This is a genomic window from Kitasatospora griseola (assembly GCF_044999035.1).
In the GTDB taxonomy this organism is placed as follows: domain Bacteria; phylum Actinomycetota; class Actinomycetes; order Streptomycetales; family Streptomycetaceae; genus Kitasatospora; species Kitasatospora griseola.
In genome coordinates this window covers 379,206-393,125 of the sequence record NZ_CP173360.1, presented here as the reverse complement: position 1 = coordinate 393,125, position 13,920 = coordinate 379,206, and the positions used below count along the sequence as shown (strand labels likewise).

Sequence of the window (13,920 nt, the reverse complement as noted above, 5' to 3'; positions counted from 1 at the left end):
GGCGGGAGCCCCACCCGCCGGGCACCCGTGTCTGAGCCCTCCCGGGTGACCACCCAGGGGTGAACCTTCGGTCTGCCCGTCCCGCGCAGGCGCAAGGGCCCATGACGAACCGTCAGGGCTGCACGGCCGCACGGCCCCTTTGCGGCCGCTCGGATCCCGTGGCTGGCTGGAACCGGCGGGGCCACCGTCGGGCCACGCCGTCGAGCGGACTTCTCGGAGGAGATTCTCATGCGTGGTGTCAAGCGTGCTCTGGCCGTCACTGCCCTCGCCGCCCCCCTCGTGATCGGCTGCGCCGGGCTCGCCTCCGCCCAAGAGGGCCTGGACGCGAACTTCGGTGAGGGCCAGTTCGTCGCGGACCAGAACGGGTCCGGTGTCGCGGACACGAACTCCGCGGTGGGTGCCGACGGGCTTCAGCACACCGACTTCTGGATCTGGTCCGACGACACCGGCGTCTCCGGTGCCTTCGCCGGCTCTGGCGCCACCTGGCAGAACGGCTGACACTGCAAGCCGCGTGCCCGGCGGGTGCCCCACCCGCCGGGCACCGCTGTTGTGCGTGTGGGTGGTAGCGGCCGTGGCACGATGGGCCTCATGAGCGACGAACCCCGCCCCCTGCTGGTGGACCGCACGCCCTTCCCCGACGACGGCATCGACGAGCGGCTGCGTGCCCAGCTCACCTTCCTGGTGGAGATCGACCGGCTCAAGACGATCCTGCGGCAGTCGCCGCTGGTCGCCGCCGAACGGCGGGAGAACGACGCCGAGCACTCCTGGCACCTGGCGATGATGGTCGGCGTCCTCGCGGAGTACGCGGACGAGCCGATCGACGTCGGGCACACCGTCCAACTCGTCCTGCTCCACGACCTGGTGGAGATCTACGCGGGGGACACGCCGCTGTACGACACGGCGGCGGGCGTCGATCAGGCGGAGCGCGAGGCGGTGGCGGCGGACGAACTGTTCGGGCTGCTGCCGAAGGACCAGGCGAAGCGGCTGCGGGGGCTGTGGGACGAGTTCGAGGAGCGCCGCACCCCGGAGGCACGGTTCGCCAAGGCGATGGACCGGTTGCAGCCGCTGCTTCTCAACTGGATGGCACACGGCGGAACTTGGCGCACGCCAGGGGTGACAGCCGACGACGTCCGGGCGCGCAAGGCGGTGATCGGTGACGCGTCGGCGACGCTGTGGAAGGCCGGGCAGCGACTGATCGACGAGGGCGAGCGGCGCGGCTGGTCGCGGAGCGGAAGCGGCGGCGACGGCGGCGACAGCGCCGAGCAGGGCTGACGGCGCTCGACCGCGAGGGCGCCGCACCGGACGGCACCCTCGCGGTCGAGCAGGTCGAGCAGGTCGAGCAGGTCGAGCAGGCAGGTCAGCCGATCTTCACGTCGTCGACCAGGAAGGTGGTCGCCAGCGAGGCGTCCTCCTGGCCGTTGAACTGGAGGTTGACGGTCTGTCCGGCGTAGGCGCTCAGGTTGACGGTCTTCTGGACGTAGCCGGCGCTGGCGTTGGCGTTGGAGTACGTGGCCACGGTGGCGCCGTTGACGGTGACCTTCAGGGTGTCGTAGGGCGTGGTGCCGGTCTCCTGGGTGCTGACCTTCAGCCAGAAGGTGAGCTTGGGCGTGCCGGCGGGCACCGCGATGTTGCCCTGCGACAGGGTCTCGCTCGCGGTGGAGCCGTAGCCCATCATCCACGCGTACCAGGAACCGCCGTGCGGGGTCTGCTGGTTGGAGTTGGTGATGTCGTTGGCGCTCTGCGTCCAGCCGGTCGTGCCCTGTTCGAAGCCGCCGTTGACCAGGGCGTTCCCGGGGTTCGGGTTGCCGGTGGGCGAGCCGGACGGGGACGGGGTCGGCGTGCCGCCGCCCGGGTTGGGCAGGGCGGTGCCGATGAAGACGGCGGCCCACGCCTTGGAGACGATGTACTGCTCCTGCGAGTTGGCGCCGTACAGGTCGGCGGCCGCCTGGAGCGTGGCGGTCCGGGCAGCGCTGTAGTCGGTGGTGGAGGTCATGTAGGTGGTGAGGGCGCGGTACCAGATCGCCGCGGCCTTGTCCTTGCCGATGCCGCTGAAGCTGTCGCCGTTGCACGTGGTGCCGTTGTGCGGCAGGCCGCCGATGGTCTTGGTGCCGGTGCCCTCGGCGGTCAGGTAGAAGAAGTGGTTTCCGATGCCGGACGAGTAGTGCACGTCCACCGAGCCCGCGTTGCTGTTGTAGCAACCGAGCGAACTGCCGTCCAACGTCGGGTCGTCCATCCGGCGCAGGTAGCCGTTGCCCATGTTGAGCTTCTCGCCGATGTAGTAGTTCCCGGGGTTGACCGGGTCGTTGGCGTAGAACTCCACCATGGTGCCCATGATGTCGCTGGTCGACTCGTTGAGGCCGCCGGACTCGCCGGAGTAGTTCAGGTTGGCGGTGGCGGCGGTGACGCCGTGCGTCATCTCGTGGCCGGAGACGTCGAGCGCGGTCAGCGGCGTGTTGTTGTTCTGCGAGGAGCCGTCGCCGAAGGACATGCAGAAGCAGCTGTCGTCGTAGAACGCGTTCAGCAGCTGGTTGTCCACGTGCACGTACGCCGGGGCGCCGCGGCCGTCGTTGCGGATACCGCTGCGGTTGAAGGTGTTCTTGTAGTAGTCCCAGGTCTTGGCGAGGCCGAACGAGGCGTCCACGGCGGCGCTTTCGCGGTTGGCGGTGGTGCCGTCGCCCCAGTTGTCGGTGGTGTCGGTGAAGGTCGTGGCGTTCTGCGCGGGATTGGACTGCGGGCTGTTGTTGGAGTCGTAGACGACCGTGGAGCCGTGCAGCGCGTCGGTCAGCGTGTAGCCGCTGCCGCTCTGGCTGGTCTCCAGGGTGACCTGGCCGACGTTGACGCCGTTGCCGGTGCCCGAGACGCCCTGCTCCAGCTGGTAACTGTCCAGCACCGCACCCGTGTTGGCGTCGAGCAGGACGGCTTCCTGCGAGTTCGCCCCGGCCTCGCCCGCGCCGGTGACGGTGGTGCGGTACGCCAGCACCGGCGCCTTGCCGGCGGCCGCCCAGACCACCAGCTTGCTGGTGTCCAGGTTGGTGGTGCGGGCCTGCTTGACGTGCTTGGCGCTGCGCTCGGCCGCCTTCGAGGCGTCCTGGGTGGAGAGCGAGGGCGTTACGCCGACGACCTGGATCGCCCCCTGGTGGGCCCAACTCGTGGACGTGATGCGGCCGTTCTTGGCGCGGTGGACGACCAGGTCGCCGCCGAGCACCGGCAGGCCGCGGTAGGTGCGGTCGTAACGGACGTGCCGCGCGCCGTCGTTGTCGACCAGCACGTCCTTGGCCACCAAGCGCTCGTCCGGGCCGAGGCCCAGCGCCTTCGCCGTCGCGGCGGCCTCCTTGCCGGCCTGGTCGAGGGCCGCCAACCGGCCCGTCGTGCTCATCGCCTGGAACCCGGCGCCCGACTGCGTGGCGCCACTCGCCAGCGCGACGTTCTGCGTACCCGCCACCACGGCGGTGCCCAGGGTGAGGGCCGCCGCAACAGCTGCCGCCAGAGCGGTCTTGCGGTTCATCGCGTTTCCTCCCACCGAGCCGGGTTGACGGGGGGACGGCCGACGGCACCGAGGGGGTGTGGTGTCGCGGCGGGAATCGGCTCGGCGGCAGGACGCTAGATCTGCCGGAAGCCCTTGCGACATGTCCGCGTCGAGTAGCAAGGGAATGGCAAGGGGAACGCAAGGGAGAATGCCGTCCCGGCGTAGGGTGGCCCTTTTTGATGCACCATCAGTAAAGCGACGGGAAAAGGAAGTTGTCGGGCACGCCAAAGTACACCGGAAGGTGATCCGGCCACAAGAAGTCTTGGCATCGGCAATGCTCAGGCCTGGGGAAGCGCAGGCCGACCGGAATGCGGGCACGGCCGTTCCGTCGGCCCGGAACGCGTGGACGGGGCCTGCCCGGGAATACGGGAAGGAAGCGCGTTCGGCGAATTCCCGGCGGGTCGGCGGTCCGGCAGCTCAGGGGAGCCGGGCCCGAATGTCGGCGGGGTGCGCGTCGAGGATCTCCTCGAACACGGCAGGGCGGTCCGCGCCGAGCGGGCGGATCTCGCGGGCGAAATGGGCCAGGGCTGGAAAGCGCTTGGGCTCCGCGCCGAGCACGGCGACCCGGAACTGCTCCACGGCCTGCTCGTACTCGGTGGCGGTGATGCCGCTGAGGCCGGCCTCGGAGGAGACCAGCGCGGAGAGCAGGACCACCAGGCGGTGGTAGCGCGCGGTCGGGCAGGCCGGAGGCGCGCAGCGCCTGCAGCAGTTCCTCCGTGACCAGCCGGGAACCAGTGCCGCCGGACCCGTAGCGCCCAGATCGCGGCGAGTTGGGGCTGCTCGCCGAAGGCCTCGCGCGTAGGTGGCGGGCGAGCAGGGTGATGTGCTGCCTCCAGTCGCCCTCGGGTCGGTGGCCGTCGATGGAGGCCAGCAGGATCCGGTCGGCGACCGCGCGCAGTAGCTCGGTCCTGTTGCGGAAGTACCGGTACAGGCTGGAGGAGTCCGTCCCCAGTTCGGCGGCGAGGGGAGCAGGGGGTTGAGTGGGACGACTGCTGCGGCGCGGCTGCCGGCACCGGACTTCGACACGATCACGACCGAGGAACTGCTCGCCCACCGCGAGGCGGAGAACCGCTGCCGGGCCTCCGCCGCCGCGCGGGCGATCCTCGGCGAGTCCGACCCCGACGCGGCGATCGCATGGCAGGAGTTGGCGTTGCCCGGCCCCGACCTCCCGGTCCGGGTGTACCGGCCGGCGGCAGGTCGAAGTGCTGTGCTGCCGCTGGTGGTTCATGTCCACGGCAGCGGGTTCGTGGGGCCGACGACGCAGTGCGACCGGACCAGCGGCCACCTCGCCGCCCGACTGTCCGCGCTGGTCGTCTCGGTCGAGCACCGCCTCCTCGCCCCCGACAGTCCGCTCACGGACGCCGCCGACGACGGGTGGGATGTTCCTCGACCACCCGCTGATGCACGCCGACGAGTGGGGCGTCGACCCGTCACGGGCAGCTGTGTTCGGCGAGAGCTGTGGCGCGCTGATCAGCGCCCTGACGGCGATCCGGGCCCGGCGGGCCGGGTCGGAGCTGCGGGCCCAGGTCCTGGTCAACCCGGTGGTCGACGTGACCGGGGCGGCCTTCGACCACCCGTCCATGGCTGCGTTCGCCGCCATCCCGACCCCGACCCTGCCCCAACCGCGGCTCGTCCAGCGGCTCGCCGCCCCGCCGGGGCGGACACTGCCGCGGTCTCGCCGCTGCACGCGGCCGACCTGGGCGGGCTCGCCCCGGCGCTCGTCGTGGTGCCCACTCACGACCCGGTCGCCGACCACGGCCGCCGCTACGCCGAGCGGCTGCGGGCGGCGGGGAGCGTCGGCGAGGCTCTCCGAATACCCGGGCGCGGGGAACGCGTTCCTCACCCTGCCCGGCCTCGAACCGCAGACCGGGACCGCCCGGACGAAGATCCTCGAATTCCTCGCGCGGCCCTGGCGGACTGACGGACAGTCAGGACCGCGTCGTCAGACCCGGTCGAGCGGCCGGTGCGGGCCGTCCGGTAGCGTGACGGTGACGGTGTCGCCCGGCCGGACCTGGCCGCCCGCCCGGACGACACCCATGATGCCCGCCAGCCGGACGACCGCCCCGCTCTCGTCCCGCTTCACCACCTGCTTGAGCAGCCCGTGCTGGAAGTTGTCGATCTGCGCGCACGGGTTGCGCAGCCCGGTGACCTCCACCACCGCCTCCGCACCGAGACGCAGCAGCGCACCGACCGGCAGACCGAGCAGATCCAGCCCGCGGGTGGTGACGTTCTCGCCCAACTCGCCCGGAGCGACGGCGAATCCGGCCTCGGCCAGGTCGTCGAACAACTCGGCGTGGATCAGATGCACCTGACGGAGATTCGGCACCGTCGGATCCTGGGCGACCCGCGAGCGGTGCTTCACGGTGACACCCGCATGCACATCACCCTCGACACCGAGGCCCTCCAACAGTCGAATGTCGGTCCGATTGGGCTTGGTGAACGAATACGCCCCGTTGCTGCTGACCGCCATGACAGTGCCCGACATCCGGACCACCTCTCGCCGTACCGATGTTCCGTGCACCCACCCTATGCGGAGAGGACGGCCCGGGGAAGGGCGCTCCCGGCTCAGTCCGGTGGGAGGAGGCGGGTGCCCGGGGGGAGGGAGCCGGCGCGGTCGGCGTCCAGGAGGTAGGCGAGCAGGACGCCGCGGAAGGCGGTGGCGGCGCGGGTGAGGGGGAGGTCGCGGCCGTGGGCGAGGGCGATGGTGCGGCCCAGGCCGGGTGGCGCGAAGGGGGCGGAGCGAAGGCCGGAACGGGCGGCGACCATGCCGGGGACGACGGCGGGGCCGAGGCCGGCCCGGACGGCGGCGAGGACGGCGTCCATCTCGCCGCCCTCGACGGCGTAGCCGGGGTCGAAGCCGGCGGCGCGGCAGGCGGCGAGGGTGGTCTCGCGGACGTCGTAGCCCTCCCGGAACATCACCAGGCCCTGGCCGCGCAGGTCGGTGATCCGGGCCCGGCGGCGGGGGAGCGGTTCGGCGGAGACCAGCACCAGGTCCTCGTGCAGCAGCGGCGTGACGGACAGGCCGGCGGGCGCGGCGGCCGGTGCGGCGATGATCAGGGCGAGGTCGAGTTCGCCGGCCTCCAGGTCGCGGACCAGGTCGCGCGAGCCGCCCTCGGTCAGCCGCAGGTCGACGCCGGGGTGCAGGGCCCGGTACGCCCGCAGCACCTCGGGCACCAGGCTGGCGCAGAGCGAGGGCGGCGCCCCGAACCGGACCCGGCCGCGTCGCAGCTGCACGGTCTCGGCGACGGCCCGCCGGGCGCTCTCCGCGTCGGCCAGGATGCGGCGGGCCAGCGGCAGCAGCGCCTGCCCGGCATCGGTCAGCGAGGTGCCGGAGCGCGAGCGGTGGAACAGCTCGGCTCCCAACTCCCGCTCCAGTGACCGGATTTGTTGCGAGAGTGACGGCTGCGAGACATGCGTCGACTCGGCGGCCCGGGTGAAGTGCCGGGCGTCGGCGACCGCGACGAAGTAGGCGAGCTGCTGCAACTGCACACCAGCCATCATAGGCATCTCCTATCGTCGGCAACGCTTTCATGTCTTGGACAGCGGCTGCGCGCCGGGCCTACGGTCATGCCCATGGCTTCTGCTACCCGGACAAACCGGGTGAACCGGACCCCCGCTCCCGGTCGGACCCCCACACCGGGCCGGCGCCCGTCGGCCGCAGTGGCGCTGTGGCGCAGCTCCGTCGGCAAGAAGGCGGTGATGGCGGTCAGCGGGCTGGTGATGCTCGCCTACCTGGTGGCCCACATGCTCGGCAACCTCAAGGTGTTCCTCGGCCCGGACGACCTCAACGGCTACGCGCACTGGCTGCGCACCATCGGGCAGCCGGTGCTGCACTACGGCTGGTTCCTCTGGCTGGCCCGGCCGGTGCTGGTGGCCGCCGTGGTCGCGCACGGCGTCGCCGCCTACCAGCTGTCCCGCCGTGACCTGAAGGCCCGCCCGCAGCAGTACGTGCACCGCCGGCGGCAGAGCACGTACGCGACCCGGACGATGCGCTGGGGCGGGGTGATCCTCGGCCTGTTCATCGTCTGGCACATCCTCGACCTGACCACGCTGACGGTGAACCCGGCCGCCGAGGAGGGGCACCCGTACCAGAACATCGTGGCCTCGTTCTCGACCTGGTACGGCGGCGGGATCTACTGCCTGGCGGTGCTCGCACTCGGGCTGCACGTCCGGCACGGGTTCTGGAGCGCCGCGCAGACCCTCGGCGTCAACAACCCGCGCCGCGACCGGGCGTTGAAGTTCGTCGCGAACGCGCTGGCGCTGCTGCTGACGGTCGGCTTCGTTTCGGTGCCGGTCGCGGTGATGACGGGGCTGGTCCGATGAGCGCCCACGACACGACTTCCGGGAAGGCCCCGATGAGCTACCTCGACTACACCGTCGGCACGCCGGTCGCCGACACCCGGGCCCCGGCCGGGCCGATCGAACAGCGCTGGGACCAGCGGCGGTTCGAGGCCAAACTGGTCAACCCGGCGAATCGCCGCAAGCACACCGTGATCGTGGTGGGCACCGGCCTGGCCGGCGGCGCGGCCGGTGCCACGCTCGCCGAACAGGGCTACCACGTGGTCCAGTTCTGCTTCCAGGACTCCCCGCGGCGCGCCCACTCGATCGCCGCGCAGGGCGGCATCAACGCCGCGAAGAACTACCGCAACGACGGCGACTCGATCCGCCGGCTGTTCTACGACACCGTCAAGGGCGGCGACTTCCGCGCCCGCGAGTCCAACGTGCACCGCCTGGCCCAGGTCTCGGTGGAGATCATCGACCAGTGCGTCGCTCAGGGCGTGCCGTTCGCCCGCGAGTACGGCGGCCTGCTCGACACCCGCTCGTTCGGCGGCGTCCAGGTCTCCCGGACCTTCTACGCCCGCGGCCAGACCGGCCAGCAGCTGCTGCTCGGCGCCTACCAGGCGCTGTCCCGGCAGATCGCCGCCGGGAACGTCGAGCTGCACGCGCGCACCGAGATGCTCGACCTGGTCGTGATCGACGGCCGCGCCCGCGGCATCGTCGCCCGCGACCTGGTCACCGGCGAGATCCGCACCCACCTGGCGGACGCCGTGGTGCTCGCCACCGGCGGCTACGGCAACGTGTTCTACCTGTCGACGAACGCCAAGAACTCCAACGCGACGGCCATCTGGCGCGCGCACCGGCGCGGCGCGTACTTCGCCAACCCGTGCTTCACGCAGATCCACCCGACCTGCATCCCGCGCTCCGGCGACCACCAGTCCAAGCTGACGCTGATGAGCGAGTCGCTGCGCAACGACGGCCGGATCTGGGTGCCGAAGGCGAAGGGCGACACCCGGCCGCCGGCGCAGATCCCCGAGGACGAGCGGGACTACTACCTGGAGCGGATCTACCCGGCGTTCGGCAACCTGGTGCCCCGCGACATCGCCTCCCGGGCCGCCAAGGTGGTCTGCGACGAGGGCCGCGGCGTCGGCCCCGGCGGGCAAGGGGTGTACCTGGACTTCGCCGACGCCATCGCCCGGCTCGGCCGGGCCGCCGTCGAGGCCAAGTACGGCAACCTGTTCGAGATGTACGAGCGGATCACCGCCGAGGACCCGTACACCGTGCCGATGCGGATCTACCCGGCGATCCACTACACGATGGGCGGGCTGTGGGTCGACTACGACCTGCAGACCACTGTCCCCGGTCTGTTCGCGATCGGCGAGGCCAACTTCTCCGACCACGGCGCGAACCGGCTCGGCGCCAGCGCGCTGATGCAGGGCCTCGCCGACGGTTACTTCGTCCTGCCGCCCACCCTCAACGACTACCTGGGTCGCACGCCGCTGGAGCCCGTCCCCGGCGACCACCCGCAACTCGCCGAAGTGGAGGCGGAGGTGACCGACCGCCTCAACCTGATCCTCGCGGTGGACGGCGACCGCACCCCCGACTCCTTCCACCGCGAACTCGGCGAACTGCTCTGGGACAACTGCGGCATGGCCCGCGACGAGGCCGGCCTGCGGCACGCGCTGGCCCGGATCCCCGAGCTGCGCGAGGAGTTCTGGCGGCGGATCAAGGTCCCCGGCACCGGCGCCGAGCTCAACCAGGCGCTGGAGAAGGCCAATCGGCTGGTCGACTACTTCGAACTCGCCGAACTGATGTGCCTGGACGCGCTGCACCGCGCCGAGTCCTGCGGCGGCCACTTCCGCACCGAGTCCGCCACCGCCGAGGGCGAAGCCGCCCGCCGCGACGAGGAGTTCACGTACGCCGCCGCCTGGGAGTTCTCCGGCACCGGCGACGCCCCCGTCCTGCACAAGGAAGAGCTCGTCTTCGAGCACGTCCACCCCACCCAGCGGAGCTACGCGTGAACCTCACCCTGCGCATCTGGCGCCAGCAGGGCCCGGACACCCCGGGCGAGATGACGATCTACCAGGTCTCCGGCATCAGCGAGGACATGTCCTTCCTGGAGATGCTGGACACCCTCAACGAGGAACTCATCCTGCGCGGCGAGCGCCCCGTCGCCTTCGACCACGACTGCCGCGAAGGCATCTGCGGCGCCTGCGGCATGGTCATCAACGGCCAGGCCCACGGCCCCGAGCGGACCACCACCTGCCAGCTGCACATGCGGCACTTCAAGGACGGCGACACCATCGACGTCGAACCCTGGCGGGCCGGCGCCTTCCCCGTGGTGCGCGACCTGGTGGTGGACCGCTCCGCGCTGGACCGGATCATCGGCTCCGGCGGCTACATCACCGCACCCACCGGCTCGGCCCCCGAGGCGCACGCCACCGCCGTCCCCAAGGAGGCCGCCGACCTGGCCTTCGAGCACGCCGAGTGCATCGGCTGCGGGGCCTGCGTCGCCGCCTGCCCGAACGGCTCGGCGATGCTGTTCACCGCCGCCAAGGTGGTCCACCTCAACGTCCTCCCGCAGGGCGCGCCCGAACGCGCCTCGCGGGTGCGGAACATGGTGGGCGCGATGGACGCCGAGGGTTTCGGCGGCTGCACCAACACCGGCGAGTGCGCCACCGCCTGCCCCAAGGGCATCCCGCTGACCGGCATCGCCCGGCTCAACCGCGAGTTCCTGCGGAGCTGAGCGGGCCCCGGCGGGCCCGGCCGCGAGGGCCTGCCCGGTCGAGCGGGCCCGGGGGCGGGGCTCAGCCGTGCGAGCCGGCCGGCTCCCCGTACAGCTGCCCCTCGTAGACCTCCGGAGCACCCGCCAGGTGCTCCGGAAGTCGTTCCAGCACGTCCTTAAGCACCTGCGTCGCGTGGTGCGCCGCCAGGTCCTCCCGGCTCGCCCACAGCTCGTACAGGAAGATCCGGCCGTCCTCCTGCTCGTGCAGCCGGTACACCAGGCTGCCCGGGCGGGAGCGCGAGGGCTCCACCAACTCGGCCAGCAGGTCGAGCAGTTGCTCGCGGTGGCCGTCCTTCGGGGTGAGGAAGCCGTACAGTGCGACCGGTTCGGCGGGGTGGTTGCTCTGGTTCGTCGTCATGTCGACGACCGTAGGATGTGACACCGGTGTGAGGTTCAAGTCGCGCGGCTGTGGGGTGGGTCACATGCGGATCGGGGAGCTGTCCAGGGCCACCGGCGTGCCGGTGCGCCTGCTGCGCTACTACGAGCAGCAGGAACTGCTCACCGCGCACCGCACCCCGGGTGGCCACCGCGAGTACGAAGCGGACGCGCCCGTCCAGGTCGGCCGGATCCGCGCACTGCTCGCCGCCGGGCTGACCAGCCGCACCATCCGCGAGCTGATGCCGTGCTGGGAGGGCGGCCGGCTGCACCCCTGTGTCCGTGACCGCCTCACCGCCCAGCTCGCCGAGCTGAACACCCGGATCGGTGAACTCAGCACCGCCCGCGACGCCCTCGCCGACCTCACCGCCCGTGTCGCCGAAGTGGCCTGACGGAGCGTCAGGTGAGGTGAAGTGGCACCGGGCATCCGACTGGTCGGCGCGGTTCCGACCTGCTGCACGCCGAGCGGTGCCGTCACGCGGGTGGTCGGGTGGCGCCCCGGCACGCCTGTGCCGCCGCGCAGGTGGATCAGCCGGTGACGGGAGCGTGCTGACGGATCGTCAATTCATGTCCTGTGCCAGGAAGTCGAGCACCAGGCGGGTGAACTCCGCCGGGGCCGCCTCGTGCACCAGGTGGCCCACCGGGACGGTGTGCAGGCGGCCGTCGGGGACGGTGTCGGCCAGTTCGGCGACCCGGTCCTGCGGCAGGTGGCTGGTCGGGCCGCCCGCGATCACCAGGGTCGGGGCGGTGACGGCGGCGAGCGCGGCGGCCCATTCGGCGGGCGGGGCGTACAGCTCGCGGCGCAGCGCCGGGACCAGTTCCCAGTCGAACGCGAGCGGGCCGTCCGGCCGGAGGGCGGGCTCCTCCTCGCGCGGGTGCGGGGCGGGCACGTCCTCCAGCACCAACCGCCGTACCCGCTCGGGGTGTCGGCCCGCCAGCAGGTAGGCGACCACGCCGCCCATGGAGTGGCCGAGCAGGTCCACCCTGGCCGGCCCGAGCGCGTCCAGTGCGGCGAGCACGTCGTCGCACAGCAGCTCCAGGGTGTAGGCGCCCGGCCGGTCGCTGCCGCCGTGGCCGCGCAGATCGAGCGCCAACACCCGGCGGTCGGCGGCCAGTCCGGGCAGGACTCCGGCGAAGTCCGCGGCCCCCAGCCCCAGCCCGTGCAGCAGCACCAGGACGGGACCGTCCACCGGCCCCGCGGCCAGCCCGGTCAGTCGGATCCCGGCGGCGTCGATCAGCAGGTTCTCGGTCATGTCCCCACGTTACCGTCGGTACGTTCTCCAACTCCGGCTTTTCGGACGCCGGTTGATGCTCTGCCGGTTCGTTCCGGTTCGTTCCGCCTGGTCGGAGGAGCGGGCCGGTGGTCGCGGTGTCGTCGGACACGCCCACGATCCGTGCAATGCGGCGGTTCGGCCCGCTCGGGCAGGTGTGATCGAGCTCCGATTATCGGATCAACACATCTGGAGAAGTCATGCGTATCCGCAAGTCCCTCGCTGCCTCCGGCCTGGCCGTGACCTGTCTGCTGGTCGGCGCCGGCTCCGCCGCCGCCGACGCCATCGCGGAGGGCGTGGCCGCCAACTCGCCGGGCGTCCTCTCCGGCAACCAGATCCAGGTTCCCATCGACCTGGATCTCAACATCTGCGGAAACTCGATCAACGTGATCGGCCTGGGCAACGCCGCGTTCGGGAACGTCTGCATCAACAAGTGACCGACGGCGCTGGAAGCCGCGTGCTGCTCGGGCCCGCCGCATCCCGCGGGCGGGCCCGGACGGCCGCCGGCCCCGCAGGTCCGCCGGCGTGCCGTCAGGCCAGCCAGCTGCGCAGCGCCCACCACCAGTGCGCGGTGTGCTCGACGCCGCCGGTCAACGGGTCGTCGCCGGTCAGCTCGCGCAGCCGGCGCAGCCGGTACTTCACCGTGTTGGGGTGCACGTGCAGCTCGGCGGCCGTCCGTTCGGCGCGGCCGCCGTGGGCCAGCTGGGCCAGCGCGGTGCCGGCGAGTTCCCGGTGGAAGGGATCGGCCGGGTCCAGCGCGCCCAGCAGGGAGCCCGCCCAGCAGGGCCCCGAGCTCGGCGTCGGCGGGCGTGGCGGTGAGCAGCGCCAGGTCGGCCAGCCGGTGAAGCCCGGTCAGTCCGGCCGACTCGGCGGCCCGCAGCGCCTGCCGGGCCAGCGCGTACAGGGGGGCCAGACCGGACGGCTCGGCGGGCGGCGTGACGACGGCGGTCGGGCCGTCGAGGGGCAGGACAGGAACTGTCCCGGTCAACGCCGCCAGCCGGCCGTCCACGAAACCGCACAGGCCGGGGCCGGCCGCCGTGAGCGCCTGCTCCGGCGGGCCGGCCAGCGCCGGATCGCTCACCGCCGTCACCACGCACCGGTACCGGCCGGTCGGCGAGAGCGGTGCGGCGAGCGGCTCCACCGGCTCCCCGTGCAGGAGGTGACGAAGTATCAGCAGACTTCCCTCGCGGGCCGTGCGGGCCGCCGCCAGCTCCGCCACCCGGTGCTCCTGCACCATCCGGCGGGCCAGCGTGATGGTGATGTGGTCGATTCGGGTCACCCCGTCCAGCAGCTCGTCCGCCGGGACGCCGCACCGGCGGCCCTCCGCGATCACCGCCTCCACCAGGTGCGAGCGCCCCGCCTGGAAACCGTCCAGCAGCGCCGCCACCGGCACCCCCTGCTGCGCCCGGTCCGAACCCAGCAGCGCCGCCGCCGCGAGCGCGCTCGGCCCCGGATCGCCGTCGCCCTGCAGCGCCGAACGCACCCCGTCCAGCAGCGCCCGGGTGTGCCGCCGCACCTCGCGCTCCGGCAGCGCGGCGACCAGGTCGGACGCGGCCCGGGCGGCCCGGACCGCCGCCGCGAGCACCTCCGGGTCCGCGGTGCGTCCGGCCACCAACCGCACGAACGCCTCCACCGGCCGCCCACCTCCCGTGCTTGACCCCGGCGGACAACCGGCGCGGTCCGCG

The 13,920-nt window shown here is 72.2% G+C and carries 14 protein-coding genes and 2 pseudogenes; 9 read left to right on the top strand and 7 right to left on the bottom strand.

Features of this window, described 5'->3' with window-relative positions:
* The first annotated feature begins 228 nt into the window (after positions 1-228).
* Both ACI1MP_RS01935 and ACI1MP_RS01930 read left to right on the top strand, forming a co-directional pair.
* On the top strand, positions 229-498 hold the full coding sequence (locus tag ACI1MP_RS01935) for a hypothetical protein (protein ID WP_380331162.1): 270 nt from the start codon (positions 229-231) through the stop codon (positions 496-498).
* Between the two features lie 90 nt (positions 499-588).
* Positions 589-1,272: an HD family hydrolase gene (locus ACI1MP_RS01930; protein WP_380331159.1), complete on the top strand. Its 684-nt coding sequence runs from the start codon at positions 589-591 to the stop codon at positions 1,270-1,272.
* 85 nt (positions 1,273-1,357) lie between these two features.
* Here the strand turns inward: ACI1MP_RS01930 and ACI1MP_RS01925 are convergent, their stop codons facing one another.
* Entirely contained in the window at positions 1,358-3,505 is a 2,148-nt protein-coding gene (locus tag ACI1MP_RS01925) for a M4 family metallopeptidase (protein ID WP_404867505.1), read from the bottom strand.
* 438 nt (positions 3,506-3,943) lie between these two features.
* Positions 3,944-4,478 (bottom strand): annotated as a pseudogene (locus ACI1MP_RS01920) (TetR/AcrR family transcriptional regulator C-terminal domain-containing protein).
* Positions 4,479-4,502: 24 nt separating this feature from the next.
* On the opposite strand from ACI1MP_RS01920, the pseudogene ACI1MP_RS01915 reads away from it, so the two are divergent.
* A pseudogene (locus ACI1MP_RS01915) lies at positions 4,503-5,427 on the top strand (alpha/beta hydrolase); the annotation flags it as partial.
* A 41-nt stretch (positions 5,428-5,468) separates the two neighbouring features.
* On the opposite strand, the gene ACI1MP_RS01910 reads toward ACI1MP_RS01915, so the two are convergent.
* Together ACI1MP_RS01910 and ACI1MP_RS01905 are read right to left on the bottom strand one after the other, a co-directional pair.
* Positions 5,469-6,011 carry an MOSC domain-containing protein gene (locus ACI1MP_RS01910; protein WP_380331153.1) on the bottom strand — a complete coding sequence of 181 codons (543 nt, stop codon included), beginning with the start codon at positions 6,009-6,011 and terminating at the stop codon, positions 5,469-5,471.
* A gap of 80 nt (positions 6,012-6,091) precedes the next feature.
* The gene (locus tag ACI1MP_RS01905) at positions 6,092-7,015 is read right to left on the bottom strand and encodes a LysR family transcriptional regulator (protein WP_100584989.1); all 924 of its coding nucleotides are present in this window, start codon (positions 7,013-7,015) and stop codon (positions 6,092-6,094) included.
* A gap of 84 nt (positions 7,016-7,099) precedes the next feature.
* On the opposite strand from ACI1MP_RS01905, the gene ACI1MP_RS01900 reads away from it, so the two are divergent.
* Genes ACI1MP_RS01900 through ACI1MP_RS01890 form a run of 3 tightly spaced genes read left to right on the top strand, consistent with a single transcriptional unit; the run spans position 7,100 to position 10,550 of the window.
* The gene (locus ACI1MP_RS01900) at positions 7,100-7,849 is read left to right on the top strand and encodes a succinate dehydrogenase cytochrome b subunit (RefSeq protein WP_404867504.1); all 750 of its coding nucleotides are present in this window, start codon (positions 7,100-7,102) and stop codon (positions 7,847-7,849) included.
* 32 nt (positions 7,850-7,881) lie between these two features.
* Entirely contained in the window at positions 7,882-9,825 is a 1,944-nt protein-coding gene (locus ACI1MP_RS01895) for a fumarate reductase/succinate dehydrogenase flavoprotein subunit (RefSeq protein ID WP_404870753.1), read from the top strand.
* Complete coding sequence (locus tag ACI1MP_RS01890) at positions 9,822-10,550, top strand: succinate dehydrogenase/fumarate reductase iron-sulfur subunit (RefSeq protein WP_043911941.1); 729 nt, start codon at positions 9,822-9,824, stop codon at positions 10,548-10,550. The genes ACI1MP_RS01895 and ACI1MP_RS01890 overlap by 4 nt, the downstream gene beginning before the upstream one ends.
* 61 nt (positions 10,551-10,611) lie before the next feature.
* On the opposite strand, the gene ACI1MP_RS01885 is transcribed toward ACI1MP_RS01890, so the two are convergent.
* Positions 10,612-10,947, bottom strand: a complete 336-nt coding sequence (locus tag ACI1MP_RS01885) for a putative quinol monooxygenase (RefSeq protein WP_380331145.1) — start codon at positions 10,945-10,947, stop codon at positions 10,612-10,614.
* 64 nt (positions 10,948-11,011) lie between these two features.
* Here ACI1MP_RS01885 and ACI1MP_RS01880 point away from each other — a divergent pair, with 64 nt between their 5' ends.
* Positions 11,012-11,356: a MerR family transcriptional regulator gene (locus ACI1MP_RS01880; RefSeq protein WP_404867503.1), complete on the top strand. Its 345-nt coding sequence runs from the start codon at positions 11,012-11,014 to the stop codon at positions 11,354-11,356.
* 168 nt (positions 11,357-11,524) lie between these two features.
* Here the strand turns inward: ACI1MP_RS01880 and ACI1MP_RS01875 are convergent, their stop codons facing one another.
* On the bottom strand, positions 11,525-12,217 hold the full coding sequence (locus ACI1MP_RS01875) for an alpha/beta fold hydrolase (RefSeq protein ID WP_404867502.1): 693 nt from the start codon (positions 12,215-12,217) through the stop codon (positions 11,525-11,527).
* A gap of 218 nt (positions 12,218-12,435) precedes the next feature.
* Between ACI1MP_RS01875 and ACI1MP_RS01870 the strand changes: the two genes are divergently transcribed.
* A complete protein-coding gene (locus tag ACI1MP_RS01870) occupies positions 12,436-12,672 on the top strand; it encodes a chaplin (RefSeq protein ID WP_404867501.1) in 237 nt (78 codons plus the stop codon).
* Between the two features lie 94 nt (positions 12,673-12,766).
* Here ACI1MP_RS01870 and ACI1MP_RS01865 read toward each other — a convergent pair whose 3' ends face one another.
* Positions 12,767-12,946: a helix-turn-helix domain-containing protein gene (locus tag ACI1MP_RS01865; RefSeq protein ID WP_404870752.1), complete on the bottom strand. Its 180-nt coding sequence runs from the start codon at positions 12,944-12,946 to the stop codon at positions 12,767-12,769.
* Positions 12,947-13,394: 448 nt separating this feature from the next.
* On the opposite strand from ACI1MP_RS01865, the gene ACI1MP_RS01860 reads away from it, so the two are divergent.
* Complete coding sequence (locus ACI1MP_RS01860; protein WP_404867500.1) at positions 13,395-13,892, top strand: hypothetical protein; 498 nt, start codon at positions 13,395-13,397, stop codon at positions 13,890-13,892.
* Positions 13,893-13,920: the final 28 nt, after the last annotated feature.